Genomic DNA, 18,676 nt, shown 5'->3' with positions numbered 1-18,676 from the left:
AACGGCCTCAGGCGGAGTGGCGCTCGCTGACCACGAGGCGCAAGCCGGCTTGGCCGAGGGACGATTCGGCGAGGATGGCGGCGGCCTTGCGCTCGAGCTCGCCGCGCTGAAACGGTTTCTGGACGATGCGCTCGGCTCCGACCTCGCCTGCCACCATCAGTGCGGCGGTGTCGGCGTATCCTGTCACGAACATCACGGGAAGATGCGGCCAGCGACTGCGGATCTCGCACGCGGCCTCAGCCCCATTCATGCCCGGCATGGCGAAATCCAGAACGATCAGGTCGACACACGCGTCGGAATCGAGAGCCGTGAGCGCGGCAAGTCCAGATCCGGCCTCGCGGATGCGATAGCCATTCTCGGACAGGATCGAGGTGGTGATCTCGCGAACGGCGCTATCGTCGTCCACGACGAGGACCACGGGTCGATCTCCCGTCCGACGCTGCTCGGCGCAGTCGATGACCGGTTGGGGTGCCTCGCGAACCGAGGCGGCGCCTTCCGCCCTCGGCAGGTAGATCCGCACGGAGGTGCCTTCCCCGATCCGGGTGTCGATGCGAACGCCACCGCCGGATTGCTTCACGAAACCATAGACCTGAGCGAGGCCGAGGCCCGACCCCTTGTCGACCGCCTTCGTTGTGAAGAACGGCTCGAATACGCGTGCCAGGACTTCCGGCACGATACCGGTGCCTGTGTCACTCACCGCGAGCATCACATACTCGCCCGGGGCCGGCTCCTCCGCACGGGCAGGGAGCTGCGTGAGGGTGACGTTCGCGGTTTCGATGGTGAGGCAGCCGCCGACCGCCATGGCATCGCGCGCGTTGATCGCGAGGTTCAGGATCACCAGTTCGATCTGTGTGGCATCGACGAGGGCCGACCAAAGATCGGATTGGAGCATCATCTCGATGCGCACCGCGCCGCCGATTGAACTCTGCAGAAGATCGCGCATGGAGGCGACGGTCTGGTTCAGTTCCACCTGCGTCGGCTCCAGGCGTTGCCGGCGCGAGAAGGCGAGGAGTTGCGCCGTCAGGCGCGCACCGCGGTCGGCCGCGCCGCGCATCATCTGAAGCCGACGCTGAGAACGCTCGTCGGGGACGGCCCGTTCGAGGAATTCGATGTTGCCGGAGATCACCGTCAGCAGATTGTTGAAGTCGTGAGCGACGCCGCTGGTCAGCTGTCCCACGGCTTCAAGGCGCTGAGCCTGGCGCAGAGCCTCCTCGACTCGCTCGCGCTCGGCAATCTGGCGGTGCAGTTCTGCGTTGGCGGCGGCGAGATCGCCCGTGCGAGTCCGGACACGCGCTTCCAGGGTCGCATTGAGGTCCCGCAACTCCTGGAGTGCGCGCTCGCGCTCGGCATGGGCACGCGCCTCGGCGAGGGCACGCATGATGGTCCGAGGTAGGCGGTCGAGGCGCTGCTTCGTCACGTAATCCGTCGCACCCCGCTTCAGGGCCTCCACCGCGACATCCTCGCCGAGGGTACCCGAAACGAAGACGAACGGCGTTCCTGGACATTGGGCACGCGCGATCGCCAGGGCGCTGAGGCCGTCGAAGGTCGGCAAAACATAGTCGGCGAGGATGAGATTATGTCTGCAGGACGCCGCCGCGGCAGTGAAGTCCGGCGCTGTCATCACGCGGTCGATCCGATAGGGATGCCCGAGATCATCGAGGACCGCACCCAGGAGCTCCGTATCGAGGTCGCTGTCTTCGAGGAGCAGGATCTTCAGGAGGGCGGGCCCGGAGGTGTCCAGCATCGCCTGATCGGGCTCGGGCTGTGTCACGTGTTTGATGGCCAACCTCCTCCCCGATGCGGCGGCGGCTCGTTCAGCACCGCCCAGAAGACGCCGAGATCCTGGATCGCCTCGAAGAATTCCGTGAACCCAACGGGCTTGACTACAAAAGCGTTCACGCCGAGGTCGTAGGATCGCACGAGGTCGGTTTCCTCTCGCGACGACGTCAGCATCACAACGGGGATCGCACGGGTACGGACATCACCCTTGACTCGCGCAAGGACCTCCAGTCCGTCGACTTTGGGCAGCTTGAGGTCGAGCAGGACGACGGCCGGGTCGCGCGCATCCCGGTCCGCGAAATCGCCGCGACGATAAAGGAAGTCGAGGGCCTCGGCACCGTCGCGGCAGATCACGATTTCATTCGCGAGCTGGCTCTTGTCCAGGGCGGCGAGGGTGAGCTCGATATCGTTTGGATTATCCTCGACGAGGAGGATCGGCTTCAGATCGGGCATGGATCAGCGCGCTTCCCTGGGGTTCCGCGACGATCGAGCTCGATTCGCGGGATTCGGATTGGGCACCGCCCTCGGCGTCGGCAGCGTGAAATAGAAGGTTGCGCCCCGTCCCACGGCGCCCTCGGCCCAGGTTCGTCCACCGTGGCGCTCGACGATGCGCCGGACGTTCGCAAGGCCGATGCCGGTCCCCTCGAACTCCTCTACCCGATGCAGGCGCTGGAACACGCCGAACAGCTTGTCGACATAGGCCATGTCGAACCCGACGCCGTTGTCGCGCACGAAGAAGACGGCATGCTCCGCCGCATCGTCCTCCTGTCCGCTATCAGCGTTCCGACCATCCAGACGACCGATCTCGATCGTGGTCTCCGCCCGATCCCGGGTGTACTTGATTGCGTTCGAGAGCAGATTCTCGATGACGAGCCGCAACATCACCGGATCGGCGTTGACCCGTCCAAGCTGTCCGATGGTCCAGTGGATCGTCCGCTCGGCCGGGACATCGCGCAGGACTCCGCGGCGGACCTCCTCGACCAGGGCAGTGAGATCACCGGCGACCGGGTTCAGGGCATTGCGGCCCATCTGTGAGAAGCGCAGCAGGTTGTCGACCAGGGTGCCTGCCGAGAAGGCCGCCTCGATGATCGTGTTGATGTAGTGCCGCCCCTTCTCCGACAGGCGGCTGCCCTCGCGCGAGCGCAGCAGCTCCGAATACCCGACGATATGCCGAAAGGGCGCGCGGAGGTCGTGGCTGACGGAGTAGGAGAAGGCTTCCAGCTCCTTGTTCGAGCGCTGCAACTCCTCACTGAGGGAGGCGAGCTCCTCCGCCCGCCGCAGGACGATCCCGAGCACGGACGCCCTCAGGTCCTTCACGGATTCGATTTCGGCCCGCGTCCAGGGGAGGGAGCGGTTCTGCAGCGTCTCCTTCCAGGTGGCGAAGGATTGCCGAGGGTGCAATCGCTCGGGGCCGCCGGCCGGATCGGGCACGGCGGCCTTGGTCGGGTCGCCACCCCACTTCACCGTACGCACTACCTCAGGTCGGAACCAGAGCACGTAGCTGGCGTATTTCTGCGAGATCGAGATCGCCAGGAGGCCGCTGGCCCGTTCGGCGAAGGCGCGTGCCGGCGGATAGGCCTCGCTCAGGGCATCCATGACCACGAGGTCGGCACCTCCCGGGCCACCGGAGAGCCAGTGGTAGATTGCCCGCACCTCGGATTCCCGCGGCGTGGCGCCGAGGAGCCGGCAGCTGTCCGAGGTAATCACCGCCGCGCCCGACGCTCCGGCGAGGGCCAGGACATCGTCGGGATGCTTAAGCAAACCGTCGAGGAAGTTCTCCTCCTCGGCCATGAAGCCGAGGAGCCGCGACTGGATCGCCCCGAGGCGCAGGCGTTGCTCAGCTTCGGCACCGCGCTCCTTGGCGGCGAGTTGCAGGGCGAAGATGCGCGTGAGGAAGTCGCAGGCGTTCCGCGCCTGCAGCGGCACCCGGCGGGCCTCCGCGTTGTGGCAGGAGATCAAGCCCCACAGGGCGCCGTCGACGAGGATCGACACCGACATCGAGGCCATCGTGCCCATGTTGCGCATGTACTCGACATGCACCGGCGAAACGCTGCGCAGGATCGACTGGCTGAGGTCGAGGGGCTCCGCGCTCTCACCGGCCGCGCGCAGGATCGGGACCGGATCGTACGCGGCATCGGGAATGATCCGCAGGCGGTTGCGGCGGTAGAGTTCGCGGGCCTGGGCCGGGATGTCGCTCGCCGGAAAACGGAGGTCGAGGTAGGAGGGCAGGACTCCGTTGCCATCCTCGGCGATGACGGTGCCGTGCCAGTCCCGGTCGAACCGATAGACGAGGGTGCGGTCGAAGCCGGTGATGTGACGGATGTCGACGGCCACGAGATGGCACAGGTCGGCGACGGAGGCGGCGTCGTGCAGGCCCTCGACGAAGCGGCTCAGACGCGGATAGAGCGCGTCGAGACTGTGGTCGGAGGCGAGGGCACTCTCCACCGCCTCAAATTCCAGGATGGTGATCAGGTCCGAGCGATGGACCGCCAGATCGTAAGCCCGAGGCCCATCCGCCGTCGCCAGCGTGACCGTGCGCAGGTACTGCGCGCCGTCGCGCTCCGCCTCGCCCAGGTCCGGCGGGAGAAGCCCTTCGAGGTCCGGAAAGAGATCGGCGAAGGGTCGGCCGAGAACCCCGCCCGTCCCGCCCGGAACGTTGGCGCTCGCCTGCACGATCCGCCGTTCCGCGCCCCGAAGGGCCACAAGGAACCCATGGGGCTGCAGCGCGCCGAGGCGGTGAATCGGCTCTCGGTCGCAGGCGGTCAGAGCCTCGGCCGGTGGCGACCCTGAGGTTAAGCTCAAGTCGTTCGCTCCTCGCTGACAGCCCCCGCCGCGATCTCCAGTGCGGTGCCTACGCGGATCGCGCGGGCCGCGCAACGCGCTGCCTTATGTTCGATACGAAACATTTCGCCGCTCCCTCCAGCGGTCCGGCGCGGCACCCCGTGGGACGGTTCGGGACCGTCCCGAGCGGAATGGTCGACATCACCGACGATCGCTCTAGCTTCACTGTGCGACACGCAAGCTGCCACGGCTGACCGGGACACCGGGTCGGAAGAACCGGGCGCAATCGCGAGGGAGGGCGGCATGGCGAAGCGCGCATTGAAGGAGGCCGTTCCGCCAGAGCTATTGACCCCATGGCGCAGCGAAGCCCGGGCGACGCTCCAGGCCGAAGCGCGCGCCTTCGCCCGGGACGTTGTGATGCCGCTGGCGGACGAACTCGATCCGCAGAAGGCGGAGATGCCCCGCAGTCTCATCGATCGGATGGCTGCCAAGGGCTGGTTCGGCATCACCATACCGGCCGAGCAGGGCGGCCTCGGCCTCGGCGTGTTCGAGTACTGCCTCGTCTCGGAGGAACTCGCGCGGGCCTGGCTCTCGGTGGGCAGCATCCTGGCGCGGGGTCAGGGTCTCGGCACCCAGACCCTCGATCCGGAGCGGCGGAAGGCTCTTCTCGAAAAGTCGGCGAAGGGACAATGGATCGGCGGAATCGCGCTCTCGGAGCCCACTGCCGGCTCCGACCTCGCCGGCGTGCAGACCCGGGCGGTGCGCGAGGGCGACACCTGGGTGCTGACTGGAACCAAGCGCTGGGCGGGCTTCGCCAAGGCCGCGGATTTCGTCGAGGTCTTGGCCCGGACCCGCGATCCGGAGCCGGGCGAACCGCGCTCGGCCGGGCTTGAACCCTTCCTCGTGGTCAAGGATCCGGGGACCTTCCCGCCGGGCATGACAGGCCGGGTCATCGACAAGATCGGCTATCACGGATTCCTGACCTTCGAGCTCGAGCTCGACGGCGTACGGGTGCCGGAGAGCGATCGCCTGACCGGGCTCTACGGCGACCAGGGCGCGGATGCGGATTCCGGCGGCTTCGCCTCGGTCCAACGGGGCCTCAACATCGCACGGGTGCATACGGCTGCACGCGCGGTCGGGGTCGCCCGGGCTGCCCTCGAGGATTGCCAGGCCTATCTGCAGGAACGTGAGCAATTCGGCCACCCGATCGGCGACTTCCAGGCCCTGCGCTTCGCCTTGGCCGACATGGCGGCCGACGTCGCCCAGGCCCGCGCCTTCTGGAATCAGGTGGCCCATCTCCTCGACGCGGGCGAACCCGCGGAGAGCGAGTCGGCCATGGTTAAACTCGTCGCCACCGAGATGGCGGTGCGGGTGACCAACCAGGCGATGCAGCTGCACGGCGGCAACGGCTACACCACCGAGCGGCGGGTGGAGCGCTACTGGCGCGACGCACGCCTGACCACGATCTTCGAGGGGACGAGCGAGATCCAGCGTCGGATCATCAGCGACCGGATGTTACCGAAACCCTGAGGGATGCCGGTGGTCCTCAGCGCCCGCCCATGACCACCCGAAGCTTGTCGGCGAGATCCTCACGGCGGTAAGGCTTGCTCAGGAGCGGCAGGTCGACGGGGACGCCCTGTTCGCCCAGCGCCGAGCCGGTATAGCCCGAGGCAAGCAGCACCCGCAGACCGGTGCGTAGAGCCCGGGCATGGGTCGCGAGTTCGACGCCGTTCATCCCCCCTGGCATGACCACGTCGGAGAACAGGATGTCGATGCGCTCCGGCCCCTTCAGGCGTTGCAGCGCCTCGGCCGCATGGGTGGCGGTGAGGGTCCGATAGCCGAGCTCAGACAGGCTCTCGACGGCCATTTCCAGGACCGCGGCCTCGTCCTCCACCACCAGGACGACCTCACCCTCCGCGGCCCGACGCAGGGGCAGGAGCACGTCCGCCCGGGCGGCCTGGACCACGGATTCGGCCGAGCGCGGAAGATCGATGGTGATGGTGGTGCCCTGGCCCGGTGCGCTCGCGACCCGGACCTGACCGCCGCCCTGGCGCGCGAAGCCGTAGACCTGACTCAGGCCGAGACCGGTGCCCTTGCCGACATCCTTGGTGGTGAAGAATGGCTCGAATGCCTGGGCGACCGTCGCCGCATCCATGCCGAGGCCGGTGTCGCTTACCGAGACGCGGACGTAATCGCCGGGTGTCAGATCGGGCCAGGCCGCCCGGCGCTCCGGCGTGAGGGACAGGTTCTCGGTCCGGATCGTCAGGGTTCCGCCATTCGGCATGGCATCGCGGGCATTGACCGCGAGGTTCAGGATGGCGCTCTCGAATTGACCGGGATCCAGGCGGACGGGATCCAGGGCCGCGTCGAGGTCGAGGACGATGCCAACGGTCTCGCCCACCGCGCGCTGCAGCAGGCCCTGGAAGTCCTTGAGGAGGTGATTGGGATTGACGGTCTCGGGCCGCAGGACCTGCCGGCGCGAGAAGGACAGGAGCTTTTCCGTGACCTCGGCACCGCGCCGGGCCGCCGTCATCGCCGAGGTGGCCAGGCGCTCGACCCGCTGCGCATTGTCAGGCCGGCGTACGATCATGTCGAGGTTTCCGACGATGACCGTGAGAAGATTGTTGAAGTCGTGGGCGACGCCACCCGTGAGCTGGCCGATCGCTTCCATCTTCTGCGCTTGGCTGAGCCGCTGCTCGGCCTCGCGCCGATCGGTGGTATCGATCACCACGCCGGCCATGCTGGTGGGGCTCCCATCCAGGTCCCGATAGAGCCTGCCGCGCACGTCGATCCAACGCTCGGCCCCGTCCCCAGCCCGGGTGATCCGGCACTGGAAGCAGACGGTGTTCTCGTCCTGCGCCCGGGCCATGGCGGCTTCGGCGACCGCCCGGTCGTCGACGACCACATGCTTCAGGAAGTCGGCGAGGCCCCAGCGCGGAAGCAGGCTGTCGTAGCCGAAGATGCGGTCGTGCCGCAGCGTGCGAACGGAAGTTCCGGTCTGAAGGTCGAGGGTCCAATTGCCCATATCGGCCGCCTCGAGGGCGATCGCGACGTTGTCGCGCGCGATCTCCAACTCCGTCCGCTGGCGCTCGCTCTGGATGGCGGCCGCCTCCGCGGCACCGTACAGGACGTCGACCTCACGCAGGTAGACGGCCAGGACGACGATGCCGGCCGCCAGAGCCTCCAGCCGCCCGGCGAACCAGCCCACCGTGCCCCGGGCTGCGCCCGGCAGGGTGATGAGGTTGTCGAAGACGAGGAGCAGCAGCGAGACCGCGAGCCAGAGCTGCAGCACGGTGCGCAGGCGCGTGCGCCAGCAGAGCGTCGCGAGGGCCGCCACCGTGAGCAGCACGACGGCCGGACCTACTCCCGATGTGGTCAGCAGCCAGTAATTGTCGCCCTCGACGCTGCGGGGCAGGTACTCGACATAGGCGATGACGATCCAGCTCAAGGCGCCGGCGCCGGCAGTGACGGCGAGGGCCGTCAGCCAACCGACGACTCCCACGCGGGCGCGCCGCACGAGGCGCGGGCGCTGATCGCCCTCCATGATCGCATAGGGCAGGGCGAAGAGCGGCGGCCCGACATGCCACAGGGTCCAGAGCCAGGTGGTGGTGCCCGGCCCGGAGCCGACGATCCGTCCCGGTCCGAACAGGCCCGGGAAGCTGAGCAGCTGCACCGCCACGACGAGCGTCGTGAACAGGCTGCCGGCGGCCAGGATCAGCAGCGGCACCGAACGGGTGCGCCGATACTGCGCGAAGAACAGGTAGGTGGTGACCGCGTAGACCGTGATGAGCGCGGCTTGGTAGCTCGGGACGAATCCCGGCATCGCACGCACCGGGTCCGCCACGATGGGCAGGAGGGCGAGCGTCAGGAGGCCGAACGCCGCGGCGACCGCAACCGCGAATCGCCTCTGCGAGGGAGTCGTCCCGGCATCCGCCAAGGTCGAGAGGCCTGAAGGGCCAGCGAGTTCCGGCACGATGTGGCTCCCGGCCGCGCGCCGAGGGCGGATCGCCCAGCCGACAGGACCGCCGTCCCGTCTAACACCATCCTGTGCGGGGCGACACAGTTCGTCCGACTTCAAACATCCCAGTACTTCGAGATGGCGCGGACCTGTGTCTGCGAAGTCGAACGAGCGCGCCGAGTTTGTGTGGTCGCGCGCAGGTCAGGCCGGAATCCGCGTTCCATCCCAGGCGAAGACACGGCCCGTATCCTCGGGACCGAGGCCCTCGAGCACCCGCAGCAGGTGCGCCGCGCTCGTCTCAGGCGTGAACAGACCGAGGGCGTTCGGGTCGGGGCGAAAGGGTTCGGACAGGGCCGTCGTCACCGTGCCGGGGTGGAGCCCCACGATGATCGCGCCCGGGTGGGTGCGTCGCGCCTCGATCGCGAGGGTACGCAGGATCTGGTTCAGGGCCGCCTTCGACGCGCGGTAGGCGTACCAGCCGCCCAGCCGGTTGTCCTCGATCGAGCCGACCCGCGCCGACAGGGCGGCGAAGACGCTGCGCCCGGCGCGCGACATCAGCGGCAGGAAGTGCTTGGCCGCCAGCGCGGGACCGATCGTGTTCACCGCGAACACCGCGCCCATGGCCGCCGGATCGAGGGTCCGGATCGCCTTCTCGGGGGAGACGCCCGGCCCATGCAGAATCCCCGTGGCGACCAGGACGAGGCCCACCGGACCGTGACGCCCGACGTGCTCCGCGGCCGCTCGGATGGAATCCTCATCGGTCAGATCAATCCGTCCCGACTGCGCGGGCGCGGCCGCGACACCCCCCGATCGCGAGAGGGCGAAGACCGATCCGTAGGTCCCCCGCGCCACGAGATCGGCAACGAGGGCTCGACCGATGCCGCCGGAGGCGCCGATCACCACGGCGCTGGGCGGCGAAGAAGGCATGGATGATCCTCGTACGGCCTGCCCCCATTTGGCGGCCCGGTTTCGACGTTAGTGCATCGTCGGTCGCGTGACGATGGCAGGGCGTACGAGCGACGTTGCGCGGCTCGGTTCGGTTGGCCAGATGACGTCCCCCGGTGCAGGCGGCTGGGAGCCGACCGCGGTGTGCGGGCGGACGGTGTTCAAGTGCCTTCGCCCTTGCTTGATCACGACGCTGGCCTCCTCGAGGGTGTTGAACACCTCGCCCTTGAGGCTTGCGCCTGTTGTGCGTGCGATCCTCGACGACATCGTAGGACCCGACTTGGTCGGACAGCTGCGGCCGCGGGCGCACGCACGCGCCGTCGTGCCCGTACTGCAGAGCCAGGGCGATGACGGCGGCGGTCAGGGCGGCTTCGTCCTCGATCACCACGGCGCAGGTGCGCTGGGTCGAGCGGTTCTAGCCCAAGACGCGCCAGCAAACCGCTCCGATATGCCATGCTCGGCCACGACGTCATCGACATACGGCCGGCGGCGACCCGAGCTCAGAAGTTTCCCGAGGCCGCCTCCTTCAGCATCAGCTTCTCCAGTGTCAGGTCGGAGATCGCCCGGCGGAGGCGCTCGTTCTCGGTCTCCGGAGACTTCAGCCGCTTGACCTGATCACTCTTCAAGCCGCCGTACTCGGAACGCCAACAATAAGACGTGATCCCCGTCACCGCGATGGAGCGGATTGCTTCATCGAACCTCGCATCCGGAGAGACCAAACCATCAAGCGAGCGCAGCTTATCAACAATCCCTTCAGCCGGATGCGTCTTCCAATGCATCACAACTTCCTCCACATGGCGCGAAGCCATACCCGAAGGAGGACCGCTTTATAGGGGGCAGCCCACTTCGTAACCCTGCCCAGCGGTCCCAAGCGAACAGAGCTGTCATTCTTGCCCGGAAACGGGAACGCTCCCATCACAAGGGTCCTCGCTTTCCCTCCCACCGCCCCGAGCCAGCGCCAGATGCAGAACTTGATCGAGTCTAGCCTGCGTGCCGCCGCCGAGGGCCTTGTCGCGCTGGTGGCGGCCTGCAATCGGTTGCGCCTTCCAGGGACGCAGCACCCCTTCGTCGTCGGCGTCCACGCGCCGATGCGCGAGGAGCTGACCTTACGGGATCTACGCGTGACCGGAACGATCCCAGCCGGGCTGGAGGGCCGCTACCTCAAGATGGGCGCCAACCCCGCCCACCCGACGACGCGCGGCCACGACTGGTTCCTGGGCGATGGCATGGTGCACGGTCTCTGCATCGAGAACGGAAAGGCCTTGTGGTACCGTAACCGTTGGATCGGCTCGCGTGCGGCGTCTGCAGCGCTCGGCCGGCCCGCTGCCCCGGGGCCGCGCCGCGGCGACGACACCGTTAACACCAACGTCGTCGCGATCGGTGGCCGCGCCTTCGCCGTGGTCGAAGCCGGCAGCTTTCCCGTCGCGCTGTCCGATGATTTAGAAATGCAGCGTTACGATGCGTTCGACGGAACGCTTGCCGGCTCCTTCACAGGGCACCCGCATCGCGACCCTGCGACCGGTGAGACACATGCCATCGCCTATGACGGCCGCATCTGGGACAGTGTGCGCCACGTCGTCATCTCGCCCCTGGGTCGGGTCGTGCGTGACGTAGCGATCCCAGTCGAGCACGGTCCCTGCATCCACGATTGTGCGATTACGACGCGATTCGTCGTCGTGCTGGACCTACCCGTCACCTTCTCAATGCGCGCGGTCTTGGCTGGACACCGCTTCCCGTTCCGCTGGAACCCGGCCCACCGCGCCCGCGTCGGCCTGCTCCCGCGGCATGGCACGGCCGCCGACATCGTGTGGTGCGCGGTCGAACCGTGCTTCGTCTTCCACGTCGCCAACGCCTACGACGACGCTGACGGGCGCGTGATCCTCGACGTCGTGGCCTACGAGAGGGTGTTCGCCTCCGCTGGCGGCGGTCTCGACGCACCGGGCTGGCTGGAGCGCTGGACCGCCGACCCCACGACGGGGCGGGTCGACCGTCGAGTGATCGATCCCGCAGCGCAGGAGTTCCCGCGTGTCGATGAGCGTCGCTTTGGACAACACCATCGGTACATCTACACGGGCTCAGTTCCTGCCGACGGCAACACCCAGCTCGCGGGTGCGACGCAGCTCTACAAGCACGATCTGGAGACGGGGGAGCGGCGCGTGCACGAGTTCGGCCCCGACAGTGTCCCGGGCGAGTTCGTGTTCGTGCCGGCGATGCCCGAGGCTGAAGAAGACGAGGGCTGGCTCGTCGGGCTCGTCGTTGACACGGTGAGTGACACGACCGACTTCGTCATCCTTAACGCGCGCGCGTTCGAGGCCGCGCCTGTCGCCGCGGTCCACCTTGGGCACCGAATCCCACCGGGCTTTCACGGGAACTGGTTTCCAAAGCAAAGGACCGAGTGACTGTCGTTTGATGCTTCGGTACTTGGTACGCGTTTATGCGATCTCGGGCGTACTATATTTGAGACTGCGGCGCTTCGATCTGTGTCGGGCCCTGGATACCGACGGCACCCCAGTTTTACGATCGCAGGATCGTGAGGCGGAACGCGCGAACATGAATGCACTGGCATACAGCGTTCAGACGGCTCGCTTAACCTGAGCCCGGTCGAGAAACTGTTTCCGTTCGTACGCGAAAACTAGTCCAGTGGTTGGATGTTCTAATCCGGTGTCGATATCCCGAATCAGAGTACCCCTTTGTGTTGCGATGAGGCATTCTCAGACCGAAGCGTCGCGCGACGCCGACCTGAAGACAGCGATTGAAGCGCGACCGGAGCCGAGACGACCTTGGCGGGTTATGTCCCGGGACCGTGGAGCAACCGCGTCCCCAATGGCACGCAATCCGGGATGAGCATGGCCGAGGGCTTCGAACCAACTGGCGACGGGTGGACTCTCGCCAACTTCACCGCCGCGATCCATCGTGGCGGCGTCGCCATGTGGGCCTGGTCGCCGACCCAGCGCGTGGCCCGGCTCGACGGTCTTTGCCGCGAGTTCTGGGGCGTGTCCGAGTCCGTCGTTTCCATCGACGAGTTGTTCGCCCGGGTGAACGCAGAGGATCGGGTAGAGATGGTGGAGAACTGGTGGGCCAGCGAGCGGGAGCCGCAGGCCTACAGCTTCGACTTTCGCATCGGCGACGGTGCAGGGGCCCGCTGGATCTCCGCGCGCGGCGTCGGCGGGGAGGCCAGCCGCGTCGGCGCGTGGATACAGGCCATCTTCCTCGACGTCACGTACACCAAGCGGGCCGAGGAGGCCGAGCGGCTTCTCACCGCCGAACTCGCCCACCGGGTGTCGAACATGTTCGCGGTAGCCCGGGCGCTGACCTCCATCGTCGCCCGGGACGCCAAGTCCATGCCGCTCTTCGCCGAGGATCTGTCTCGACGCTTCGGGGTGCTGCACGAGGCGACTGCGCTCGCGACGCGCTCGCAGCACGGCGATCACGGAAACGTCCCGATGGGCACGCTGGCCGAGCGCATCCTGGCGCCCTACCGCAACGGCGCCAACATAGACGTCGACATCGCGGACGCGGTGGTTGCCCCTCCAGGCAAGGTCAACGACTACGCGATGATCTTCCACGAGCTCGCGACCAACTCGGCGAAGTACGGCGCCCTGTCAGGTGGGGGCACGCTCACGCTGCGGGGACGAATGGAGGACGGCGCGGCCAGGCTGACATGGGAGGAAGGGGCCGCTCCGTCCAGCGCTACGAAGGCCGAGGGGACGGGGTTCGGCTCGCGTCTCCTCAAGCAGACCATCGAGCGCAGTCTCGGAGGCCGCTTCGAACGCACCATCGATGCCGACGGTCTGCGCTTCGAGATGGTCGTCGAGAGCGTATGATGTGCCAAGGCTCTCTGCTTCTGCGGCCGTCGGCATCGGGCGCTCGGCAAACGACACGGCACCAGGTCAGGCAAGACCGTGCCGGTGACGGACGACGAGCCGACCGTCCGCATGCTCAACACCGACATCTTTGAAAACGTCGGCAACACGGTCATCGCGGTCGGCGACCGCGCGACCGCGCGACCGGTCTCAAGGTGTTGTCGATCACCGGCGACGCGGAGAATGTAATCCTGGGTAACGGCCCGCTTCCGCGCGGGATAGCACTGCTGACCAAGCCGTTGGCGACGGACAACATCACGGCGCGCATACGCCCGACGATCGAGGGCGGCACGAACACGCTTCGTCGCATGTCGTCCCGCCCCAAACCGGGACGGGATGCCAAGCAGTGCGTTGGCTATTCAGACCTGCGTCAGGACCGCCCGCTCGGGAACTCCGCCCCACCGCTTCGGTTCGCTCCTCGTGGATCATCCCAGAGGACATCGAAACCTTGCAACCATCGTCATCCGATCTTCGCTTCTTGGTCGCGGAGAGCGAGCCCCCGGATGCCCGTGAGAAGCGCCGTGAAAGTGTCGGGCGGTCGTCTGGCGAGACCTACCTGGAAATCCTCGAACGTCTGGCGCCGGGGTCGACCTGCGATAGGGTCAAGCCTGCCGATGCGGACGGCGCGCTGCCGTCGCGCACGTCTCTGGCCGACTACGACGCTGTATTCCTGAGCGGATCGCCGCTGTCCTTGTACGAGGAGACCCCAGAGGTCCGGCGCTCGCTTGCCTTCATGGGCGCCCTGTTCGCCTCTGGCACGCCCTCGTTCGGTTCGTGCGCCGGCCTGCAACTCGCGACGGTCGCGGCGGGCGGCACGGTACGACAGAACCGCAACGGTCCCGAGGCCGGCTTCGCCAGGCGCATCGTCGCGACAGAAAAAGGTCGATCCCATCCCCTCTTGAGAGGGCGGCCCGCTGCGTTCGACGCCCCGAGCATCCACACCGACGAGGTGGAGACCCTGCCGGACGGGGCGACCCTGATCGCAGTGAACCGATCCACTGTCGTCCAAGCTGCGGAGATACGGCACGAAAGCGGAACGTTCTGGGGCGTGCAATACCATCCGGAGATCGGCCTCGACGAGGTGACCGGGGCGCTGCGTCGGCAGGCGGACGACCTGGTGGAGGCTGGCTTGGCGTTGTCCCGTCGTGAGGTCGAGGATCAGGCCGACCTCGTCGAGGCCTTGCACCGCGAGCCGACCCGACGGGACCTTGCGTGGCGCCTCGGTCTCGACGAGCAGGTCACGGACGACGACAAGCGGCAGACGGAGATCCGCAACTTCATTGCGGTCATGGCAGTCCCACGGCGCAGCGGAAGAGGCTGACCAGTCGCCGATGCGCCGGGCGGTCGTCATCGCACGGTGACGACAGTCACATCGCGGATTGGCGGAAAACGCCGCGTATCGAATCATCGTGAAGGACGTTGCCTTGACGTCGAACCGTCCAAAGCAGCTGAGAACAGCGCTTCCGCCAGATGTCGCGGGATGGGGGAACGAAAGGAAACGAGATGTCCGAACATACGTTCGACCAGACGAACATCACTTGGCGGACCCTGGATTGGCTGCCGCACATCGCCTTCTTCGTCTACAAAGTCGACGAGCAGAACCGCATTGTCGACGTCGTGTTCAAATTCGCTGCGAACCAGAAGGTGATGCTGCACCGGCACAAGAGCCCCTACGTGACGCTCGTGATGCAGGGCGAGCTCAGGTTCTACCGCGAGGACGGCACCCACAAGGAGACGCGCCCGACGGGCAGCTACGTCTCGGGTGTGGCGAACGGTGATCCGCACATGGAGGGGGGTGGCGACGAGGACGCCATCGTGTTCTTCAGTAACCGCAACATCGAGGATGCGCTCTACGAGTTCCTCGACGACGCGGGCAATCCCGTCCAGGTGCTCGGGATCGCGGACTTCAAGGCGCAGCTCGAAGAGCAGATTGCGACCGGCACGTTCCAGAAGGTCACAGCCAGGGCCGCCTAGGCTTGGAGGTTATCAAGGGGGTATCGGACCGCTTCGATGCCCCCTTGCAAGATCGGACCCTCGGCTTCCAAAAAGCATCGCTTCTCCAGACCGAATGAAGGCCAACGGGGCATGTCCGCCCACGCTCGGCGGTTATCACCCCAATGGCTCTGGCTGCGTCTCGTCGGGCAGCGTCTTGCGAACCTGATGCCGGACGATCTCCGCGCTGAACGGTTTGCCGATGGCCGGACAGGTGGTCTCGATCCCCTTCCTGGCTCGGGCCGCACAAGGTCCGCAACGCAGCCCATGACAGTTCGGTATTGGGGATCGATTCCCGCGCATCCGCCCTGTTCTGAAGGAAGCCCACGGGTTTTCGGCCTCGATTCGTCGGCGGACGAGGGGGTTCGAGCGTTGCACGAGTTCGAGGTGGCGTTCGCTCGGCCTGCATCGGCGATGAGCGATGCAGTCGGCTGTCGACCAACACAAACCAAGGTGTCGAATGGGCAAGATCGCCGAGGCGCAGATCGTCGGAAGCCTGTCACCTGACGGCGATGTACGGGCGGCTGCGCGAGATGCGATGACGGCTGCGTTCGCCACGTTCAAGGAAGGTAGACCCATCCTGGTCGTCAGTCACTTCGATGCGGACGGTCTGACCGCGGCCGCCATCCTGATCCGCGCCCTTCGGCGCGCGGGAAGGGAAGCGGTGTCCGTGGTTGTGGGCAAGGGGCAGTCGCCGTGGGACCCGGAGGTGACCCACCGGCTCGGCGCGCACGAGCCCGGTGGCCTGATCGTTGCCGATCTCGGCACCCGAGCCGATCCCGTGCTGCCGGGTTGCCCGACGCTCGTCATCGACCACCACGTGCCAACCGGCGAACCGAGGGACGCCATCACGATCAGCGGCAATGGCCTCGACCCCGAGCCGACCACCGCCTTGCTGGCCTGGTGGGCCGCCGGTGCCCTGGGAGATCAGGCCGACCTCCTGTGGCTGGCGGCGGTGGGCCTGATCGGCGACATGGCCGAGGGCCTCGATTTCCCCGAGATCGCCGAGGCCCAGGTTCGCTGGGGCAAGACGGCCCTTCGCGATGCCACGTCGCTCGTCAACGCTCCCCGCCGGACCGCGGCTGCCGATGCAGGGCCGGCGTTACGCCTTTTGCTGGCATCGGACGGCCCCAAACGCATCACCAAGGGCGACGATGCCGATGCGCTAGCCTTGCACGCGGCCAAGGCGGAGGTCCGCGCCGCCATGGACGTCGCGAAGCGCGTCCCGCCCGCCATCGGCGGCGACGTTGCGCTGATCGCGCTCGACTCCCCATGTCAGATCCACCCCCTGATCGCCCAGCAATGGCGTGGGCGCCTGAAGGACAAGATCGTCATCGCTGCCAACGCTGGCTATCGCCCCGGCTGGGTGCATTTCGCCGCTAGGTCGGCCAGCGGGTGCGACCTCATCGCCTTTCTCGCGGAGCACCGCCCGGAGAACGCCGACGGGCGCTACGGCAACGGTCACGCCCAGGCGACCGGCGGCGCACTACGCAACGCCGACTGGAACGACTTCATACGGAAACTCGGGTTTCCCCAGGCACAGGTGCAGGCATGACCGCCGATGATCGTCCCTTGCGGCTGGGCTTTCCCGTCAAGGTGATGGGGCGGCCCGACCTGAAGTCACAGGACACACGGCGCTGGCAGAAGGACCCGCACCTCAAGTGCTCGCTCGAACTGCTCGATCATGTCCTGGACTACCTCAAATCCAAGAACCTCGACATGTACCGCATGTCGTCGGACATCGCGCCCTACGCGACCCACCCGGACATGCCCCAGTTCCACAACATGGTGGCGGAGAGCGATGCCGAGTTGCGGGCGTTCGGCGCCAAGGCTCGGGCCTACGACATCCGGCTCTCGTTCCATCCCTCGCAGTACGTGCTGCTGAACGCCCCGAACCCCGATCTTACCGAGAAGAGTATCTGGGATCTGTCCAGCCAGGCGGAGATGCTGGACCGGATGGGGCTGGACGACGAGGCGGTGATGATCACCCACGTCGGCGGCGTCTACAACGACCACGAGGCGAGCCGGGCGCGTTGGGTCGATGGCTGGAACCGATGCCCCGAGCACGTGAAGCGCCGTTTGGTGCTTGAGAATGACGACCTGCGCTTCTCAGCGGCGGACGTTCTCGGGATCCACGAGCGTACCGGTGTCCGGTTGATCTTCGACTACCAGCACTTCTGGTGTCTCAACCCCGAGCGTCTGGACATGCGCGAGACCTTCGAGCGCTTCCTCGCCACGTGGCCTACCGGCGTTCGCCCGAAGATGCACTTCTCCTCGCCGCGCACCGAATTGCGGGAGATCAAGCAGAAGATCACCCCCAAGCAACGGGAGGCGGCCAAGGCCGGGAAGGCCAGGGGTTCGAAGGAGTTGCTGAAGGCGCCGGTCAAGGCGACGGCACGGGTCAAGACGGTGTTGCGGCCACCAATCTGGACCGGTCACGCCGACTTCACCAACCCCTTCGAGTTCGCCACGTTCATGCGGATGGCCGAGGGGCTGGTCTTCGATGTGATGCTGGAAGGCAAGTCCAAGGACCTCAGCCTGCTGCGTCTTCGCCCCGATCTGCTTCGCTTCGCACCCGACGTCGCCGCCCGGTTCGGGATCACCCCACAGGAAGCGACGGATGATGAGGAGCAGTTGGAGGACGGTGTCGACGCCGATCAGGATGCCGACGTGGACGAGGGACGCAACGAAGCCGCGGAATGATCCCGGGTAAACCGGACTACAGAAATACGTTTGGTCGGTCGGTGCGACCGGGGCAGCGGAGCACGAAATTCATCATGAGCGACATGGCATCAAGGCTCTCGGACGGTCCGCATCTGCGCACGATTGCCATGCCGCGCGACACGAACGCGGCGGGTGCGATCTTCGGTGGCTGGACGGTATCCCAGATGGATCTGGCCGGCGGCACCCTCGCCGCCCAGCGAGCGAAGGGACGCGTTGCAACCGTCAGTATCGACGCGATGCGCTTCCTCCGTCCCATCGCGGTGGGCGACGAGGTGAGTTGCTACTGTACCCTTCAGCACGAAAGTGGGACGTCGTTCGGCGTGAAGGTCGAAGTCTGGGTCCGCGATCGTACCGGAGGGGACGCCGAGAAGGTGACTGAGGGCCTCTTCACCTACGTGGCCGTGGATGACGATGGGAGGCCACGGCAGAGCGACGACGGTTGATTGAGCAATGGGTGGAACGGGCCACGATCCACCGTCTTCGCGACCTCAGGGGTCGGTACGGGTACCAACGTGCAGTCCTGAGCCATGCGAGGCCGCACCCCAGCGGCAGGGCTTGGACCACACGTTTCGCGCTGATCGATCCGGGTCGTAACGCGTGGCTGATAGCACCATCGGGGATGCGTGACGGTGTT

Annotated in this window: 13 protein-coding genes and 1 pseudogene; 8 read left to right on the top strand and 6 right to left on the bottom strand. The window is 66.8% G+C overall.

Going from position 1 to position 18,676, the window contains the following annotated elements:
- Positions 1-7: 7 nt before the first annotated feature.
- Genes CRT23_RS07520 through CRT23_RS07510 form a run of 3 tightly spaced genes read right to left on the bottom strand, consistent with a single transcriptional unit; the run spans position 8 to position 4,581 of the window.
- The gene (locus CRT23_RS07520) at positions 8-1,744 is read right to left on the bottom strand and encodes a response regulator (protein ID WP_103709195.1); all 1,737 of its coding nucleotides are present in this window, start codon (positions 1,742-1,744) and stop codon (positions 8-10) included.
- A gap of 23 nt (positions 1,745-1,767) precedes the next feature.
- Positions 1,768-2,232, bottom strand: a complete 465-nt coding sequence (locus CRT23_RS07515) for a response regulator (RefSeq protein ID WP_103709194.1) — start codon at positions 2,230-2,232, stop codon at positions 1,768-1,770.
- Between the two features lie 3 nt (positions 2,233-2,235).
- Positions 2,236-4,581 (bottom strand): ATP-binding protein, encoded by a 2,346-nt coding sequence (locus CRT23_RS07510; protein ID WP_103709193.1) that lies wholly within the window; start codon positions 4,579-4,581, stop codon positions 2,236-2,238.
- A gap of 282 nt (positions 4,582-4,863) precedes the next feature.
- Here CRT23_RS07510 and CRT23_RS07505 point away from each other — a divergent pair, with 282 nt between their 5' ends.
- The gene (locus tag CRT23_RS07505) at positions 4,864-6,090 is read left to right on the top strand and encodes an acyl-CoA dehydrogenase family protein (protein ID WP_103709192.1); all 1,227 of its coding nucleotides are present in this window, start codon (positions 4,864-4,866) and stop codon (positions 6,088-6,090) included.
- A 16-nt stretch (positions 6,091-6,106) separates the two neighbouring features.
- On the opposite strand, the gene CRT23_RS07500 is transcribed toward CRT23_RS07505, so the two are convergent.
- The 3 genes and pseudogenes from CRT23_RS07500 to CRT23_RS07490 all read right to left on the bottom strand — a co-directional run bounded on the left by CRT23_RS07500 (position 6,107) and on the right by CRT23_RS07490 (position 10,242).
- A complete protein-coding gene (locus CRT23_RS07500; RefSeq protein WP_245436036.1) occupies positions 6,107-8,533 on the bottom strand; it encodes an MASE4 domain-containing protein in 2,427 nt (808 codons plus the stop codon).
- Positions 8,534-8,719: 186 nt separating this feature from the next.
- Positions 8,720-9,445 carry an SDR family NAD(P)-dependent oxidoreductase gene (locus CRT23_RS07495; RefSeq protein WP_103709191.1) on the bottom strand — a complete coding sequence of 242 codons (726 nt, stop codon included), beginning with the start codon at positions 9,443-9,445 and terminating at the stop codon, positions 8,720-8,722.
- Positions 9,446-9,493: 48 nt separating this feature from the next.
- Positions 9,494-10,242 (bottom strand): annotated as a pseudogene (locus tag CRT23_RS07490) (hypothetical protein).
- Positions 10,243-10,425: 183 nt separating this feature from the next.
- Between CRT23_RS07490 and CRT23_RS07485 the strand changes: the two are divergent.
- The 7 genes from CRT23_RS07485 (at position 10,426) to CRT23_RS07455 (ending at position 18,485) form a co-directional block, all read left to right on the top strand.
- A complete protein-coding gene (locus CRT23_RS07485; protein ID WP_103709190.1) occupies positions 10,426-11,862 on the top strand; it encodes a carotenoid oxygenase family protein in 1,437 nt (478 codons plus the stop codon).
- Between the two features lie 447 nt (positions 11,863-12,309).
- On the top strand, positions 12,310-13,287 hold the full coding sequence (locus CRT23_RS07480; RefSeq protein WP_103709189.1) for a sensor histidine kinase: 978 nt from the start codon (positions 12,310-12,312) through the stop codon (positions 13,285-13,287).
- Positions 13,288-13,804: 517 nt separating this feature from the next.
- Complete coding sequence (locus tag CRT23_RS07475; protein ID WP_245436034.1) at positions 13,805-14,647, top strand: type 1 glutamine amidotransferase; 843 nt, start codon at positions 13,805-13,807, stop codon at positions 14,645-14,647.
- A 182-nt stretch (positions 14,648-14,829) separates the two neighbouring features.
- Complete coding sequence (locus CRT23_RS07470) at positions 14,830-15,300, top strand: hypothetical protein (protein WP_055952368.1); 471 nt, start codon at positions 14,830-14,832, stop codon at positions 15,298-15,300.
- A 478-nt stretch (positions 15,301-15,778) separates the two neighbouring features.
- Positions 15,779-16,873: a phosphoesterase gene (locus tag CRT23_RS07465; protein WP_245436032.1), complete on the top strand. Its 1,095-nt coding sequence runs from the start codon at positions 15,779-15,781 to the stop codon at positions 16,871-16,873.
- A complete protein-coding gene (uvsE, locus tag CRT23_RS07460; protein ID WP_181017277.1) occupies positions 16,870-18,021 on the top strand; it encodes a UV DNA damage repair endonuclease UvsE in 1,152 nt (383 codons plus the stop codon). Before CRT23_RS07465 ends, uvsE begins: the two co-directional genes overlap by 4 nt.
- A 74-nt stretch (positions 18,022-18,095) precedes the next feature.
- Complete coding sequence (locus CRT23_RS07455; RefSeq protein WP_103709187.1) at positions 18,096-18,485, top strand: acyl-CoA thioesterase; 390 nt, start codon at positions 18,096-18,098, stop codon at positions 18,483-18,485.
- The last annotated feature ends 191 nt before the right edge of the window (positions 18,486-18,676 follow it).

It is taken from the genome of Methylobacterium sp. V23, from assembly GCF_002917135.1.
Lineage (GTDB): Bacteria > Pseudomonadota > Alphaproteobacteria > Rhizobiales > Beijerinckiaceae > Methylobacterium.
The sequence above is the reverse complement of the archived record's forward strand: the minus strand, read 5'-3'. Positions and strand labels throughout refer to the sequence as shown.

Coding starts and splice junctions, on each gene's coding strand:
- uvsE (WP_181017277.1), top strand. CDS start 16,870: ATGACCGCCGATGATCGTCCCTTGCGGCTGGGCTTTCCCGTCAAGGTG.
- CRT23_RS07505 (WP_103709192.1), top strand. CDS start 4,864: ATGGCGAAGCGCGCATTGAAGGAGGCCGTTCCGCCAGAGCTATTGACC.
- CRT23_RS07515 (WP_103709194.1), bottom strand. CDS start 2,232: ATGCCCGATCTGAAGCCGATCCTCCTCGTCGAGGATAATCCAAACGAT.
- CRT23_RS07455 (WP_103709187.1), top strand. CDS start 18,096: ATGAGCGACATGGCATCAAGGCTCTCGGACGGTCCGCATCTGCGCACG.
- CRT23_RS07520 (WP_103709195.1), bottom strand. CDS start 1,744: ATGCTGGACACCTCCGGGCCCGCCCTCCTGAAGATCCTGCTCCTCGAA.
- CRT23_RS07470 (WP_055952368.1), top strand. CDS start 14,830: ATGTCCGAACATACGTTCGACCAGACGAACATCACTTGGCGGACCCTG.
- CRT23_RS07495 (WP_103709191.1), bottom strand. CDS start 9,445: ATGCCTTCTTCGCCGCCCAGCGCCGTGGTGATCGGCGCCTCCGGCGGC.
- CRT23_RS07485 (WP_103709190.1), top strand. CDS start 10,426: ATGCAGAACTTGATCGAGTCTAGCCTGCGTGCCGCCGCCGAGGGCCTT.
- CRT23_RS07465 (WP_245436032.1), top strand. CDS start 15,779: ATGGGCAAGATCGCCGAGGCGCAGATCGTCGGAAGCCTGTCACCTGAC.
- CRT23_RS07480 (WP_103709189.1), top strand. CDS start 12,310: ATGGCCGAGGGCTTCGAACCAACTGGCGACGGGTGGACTCTCGCCAAC.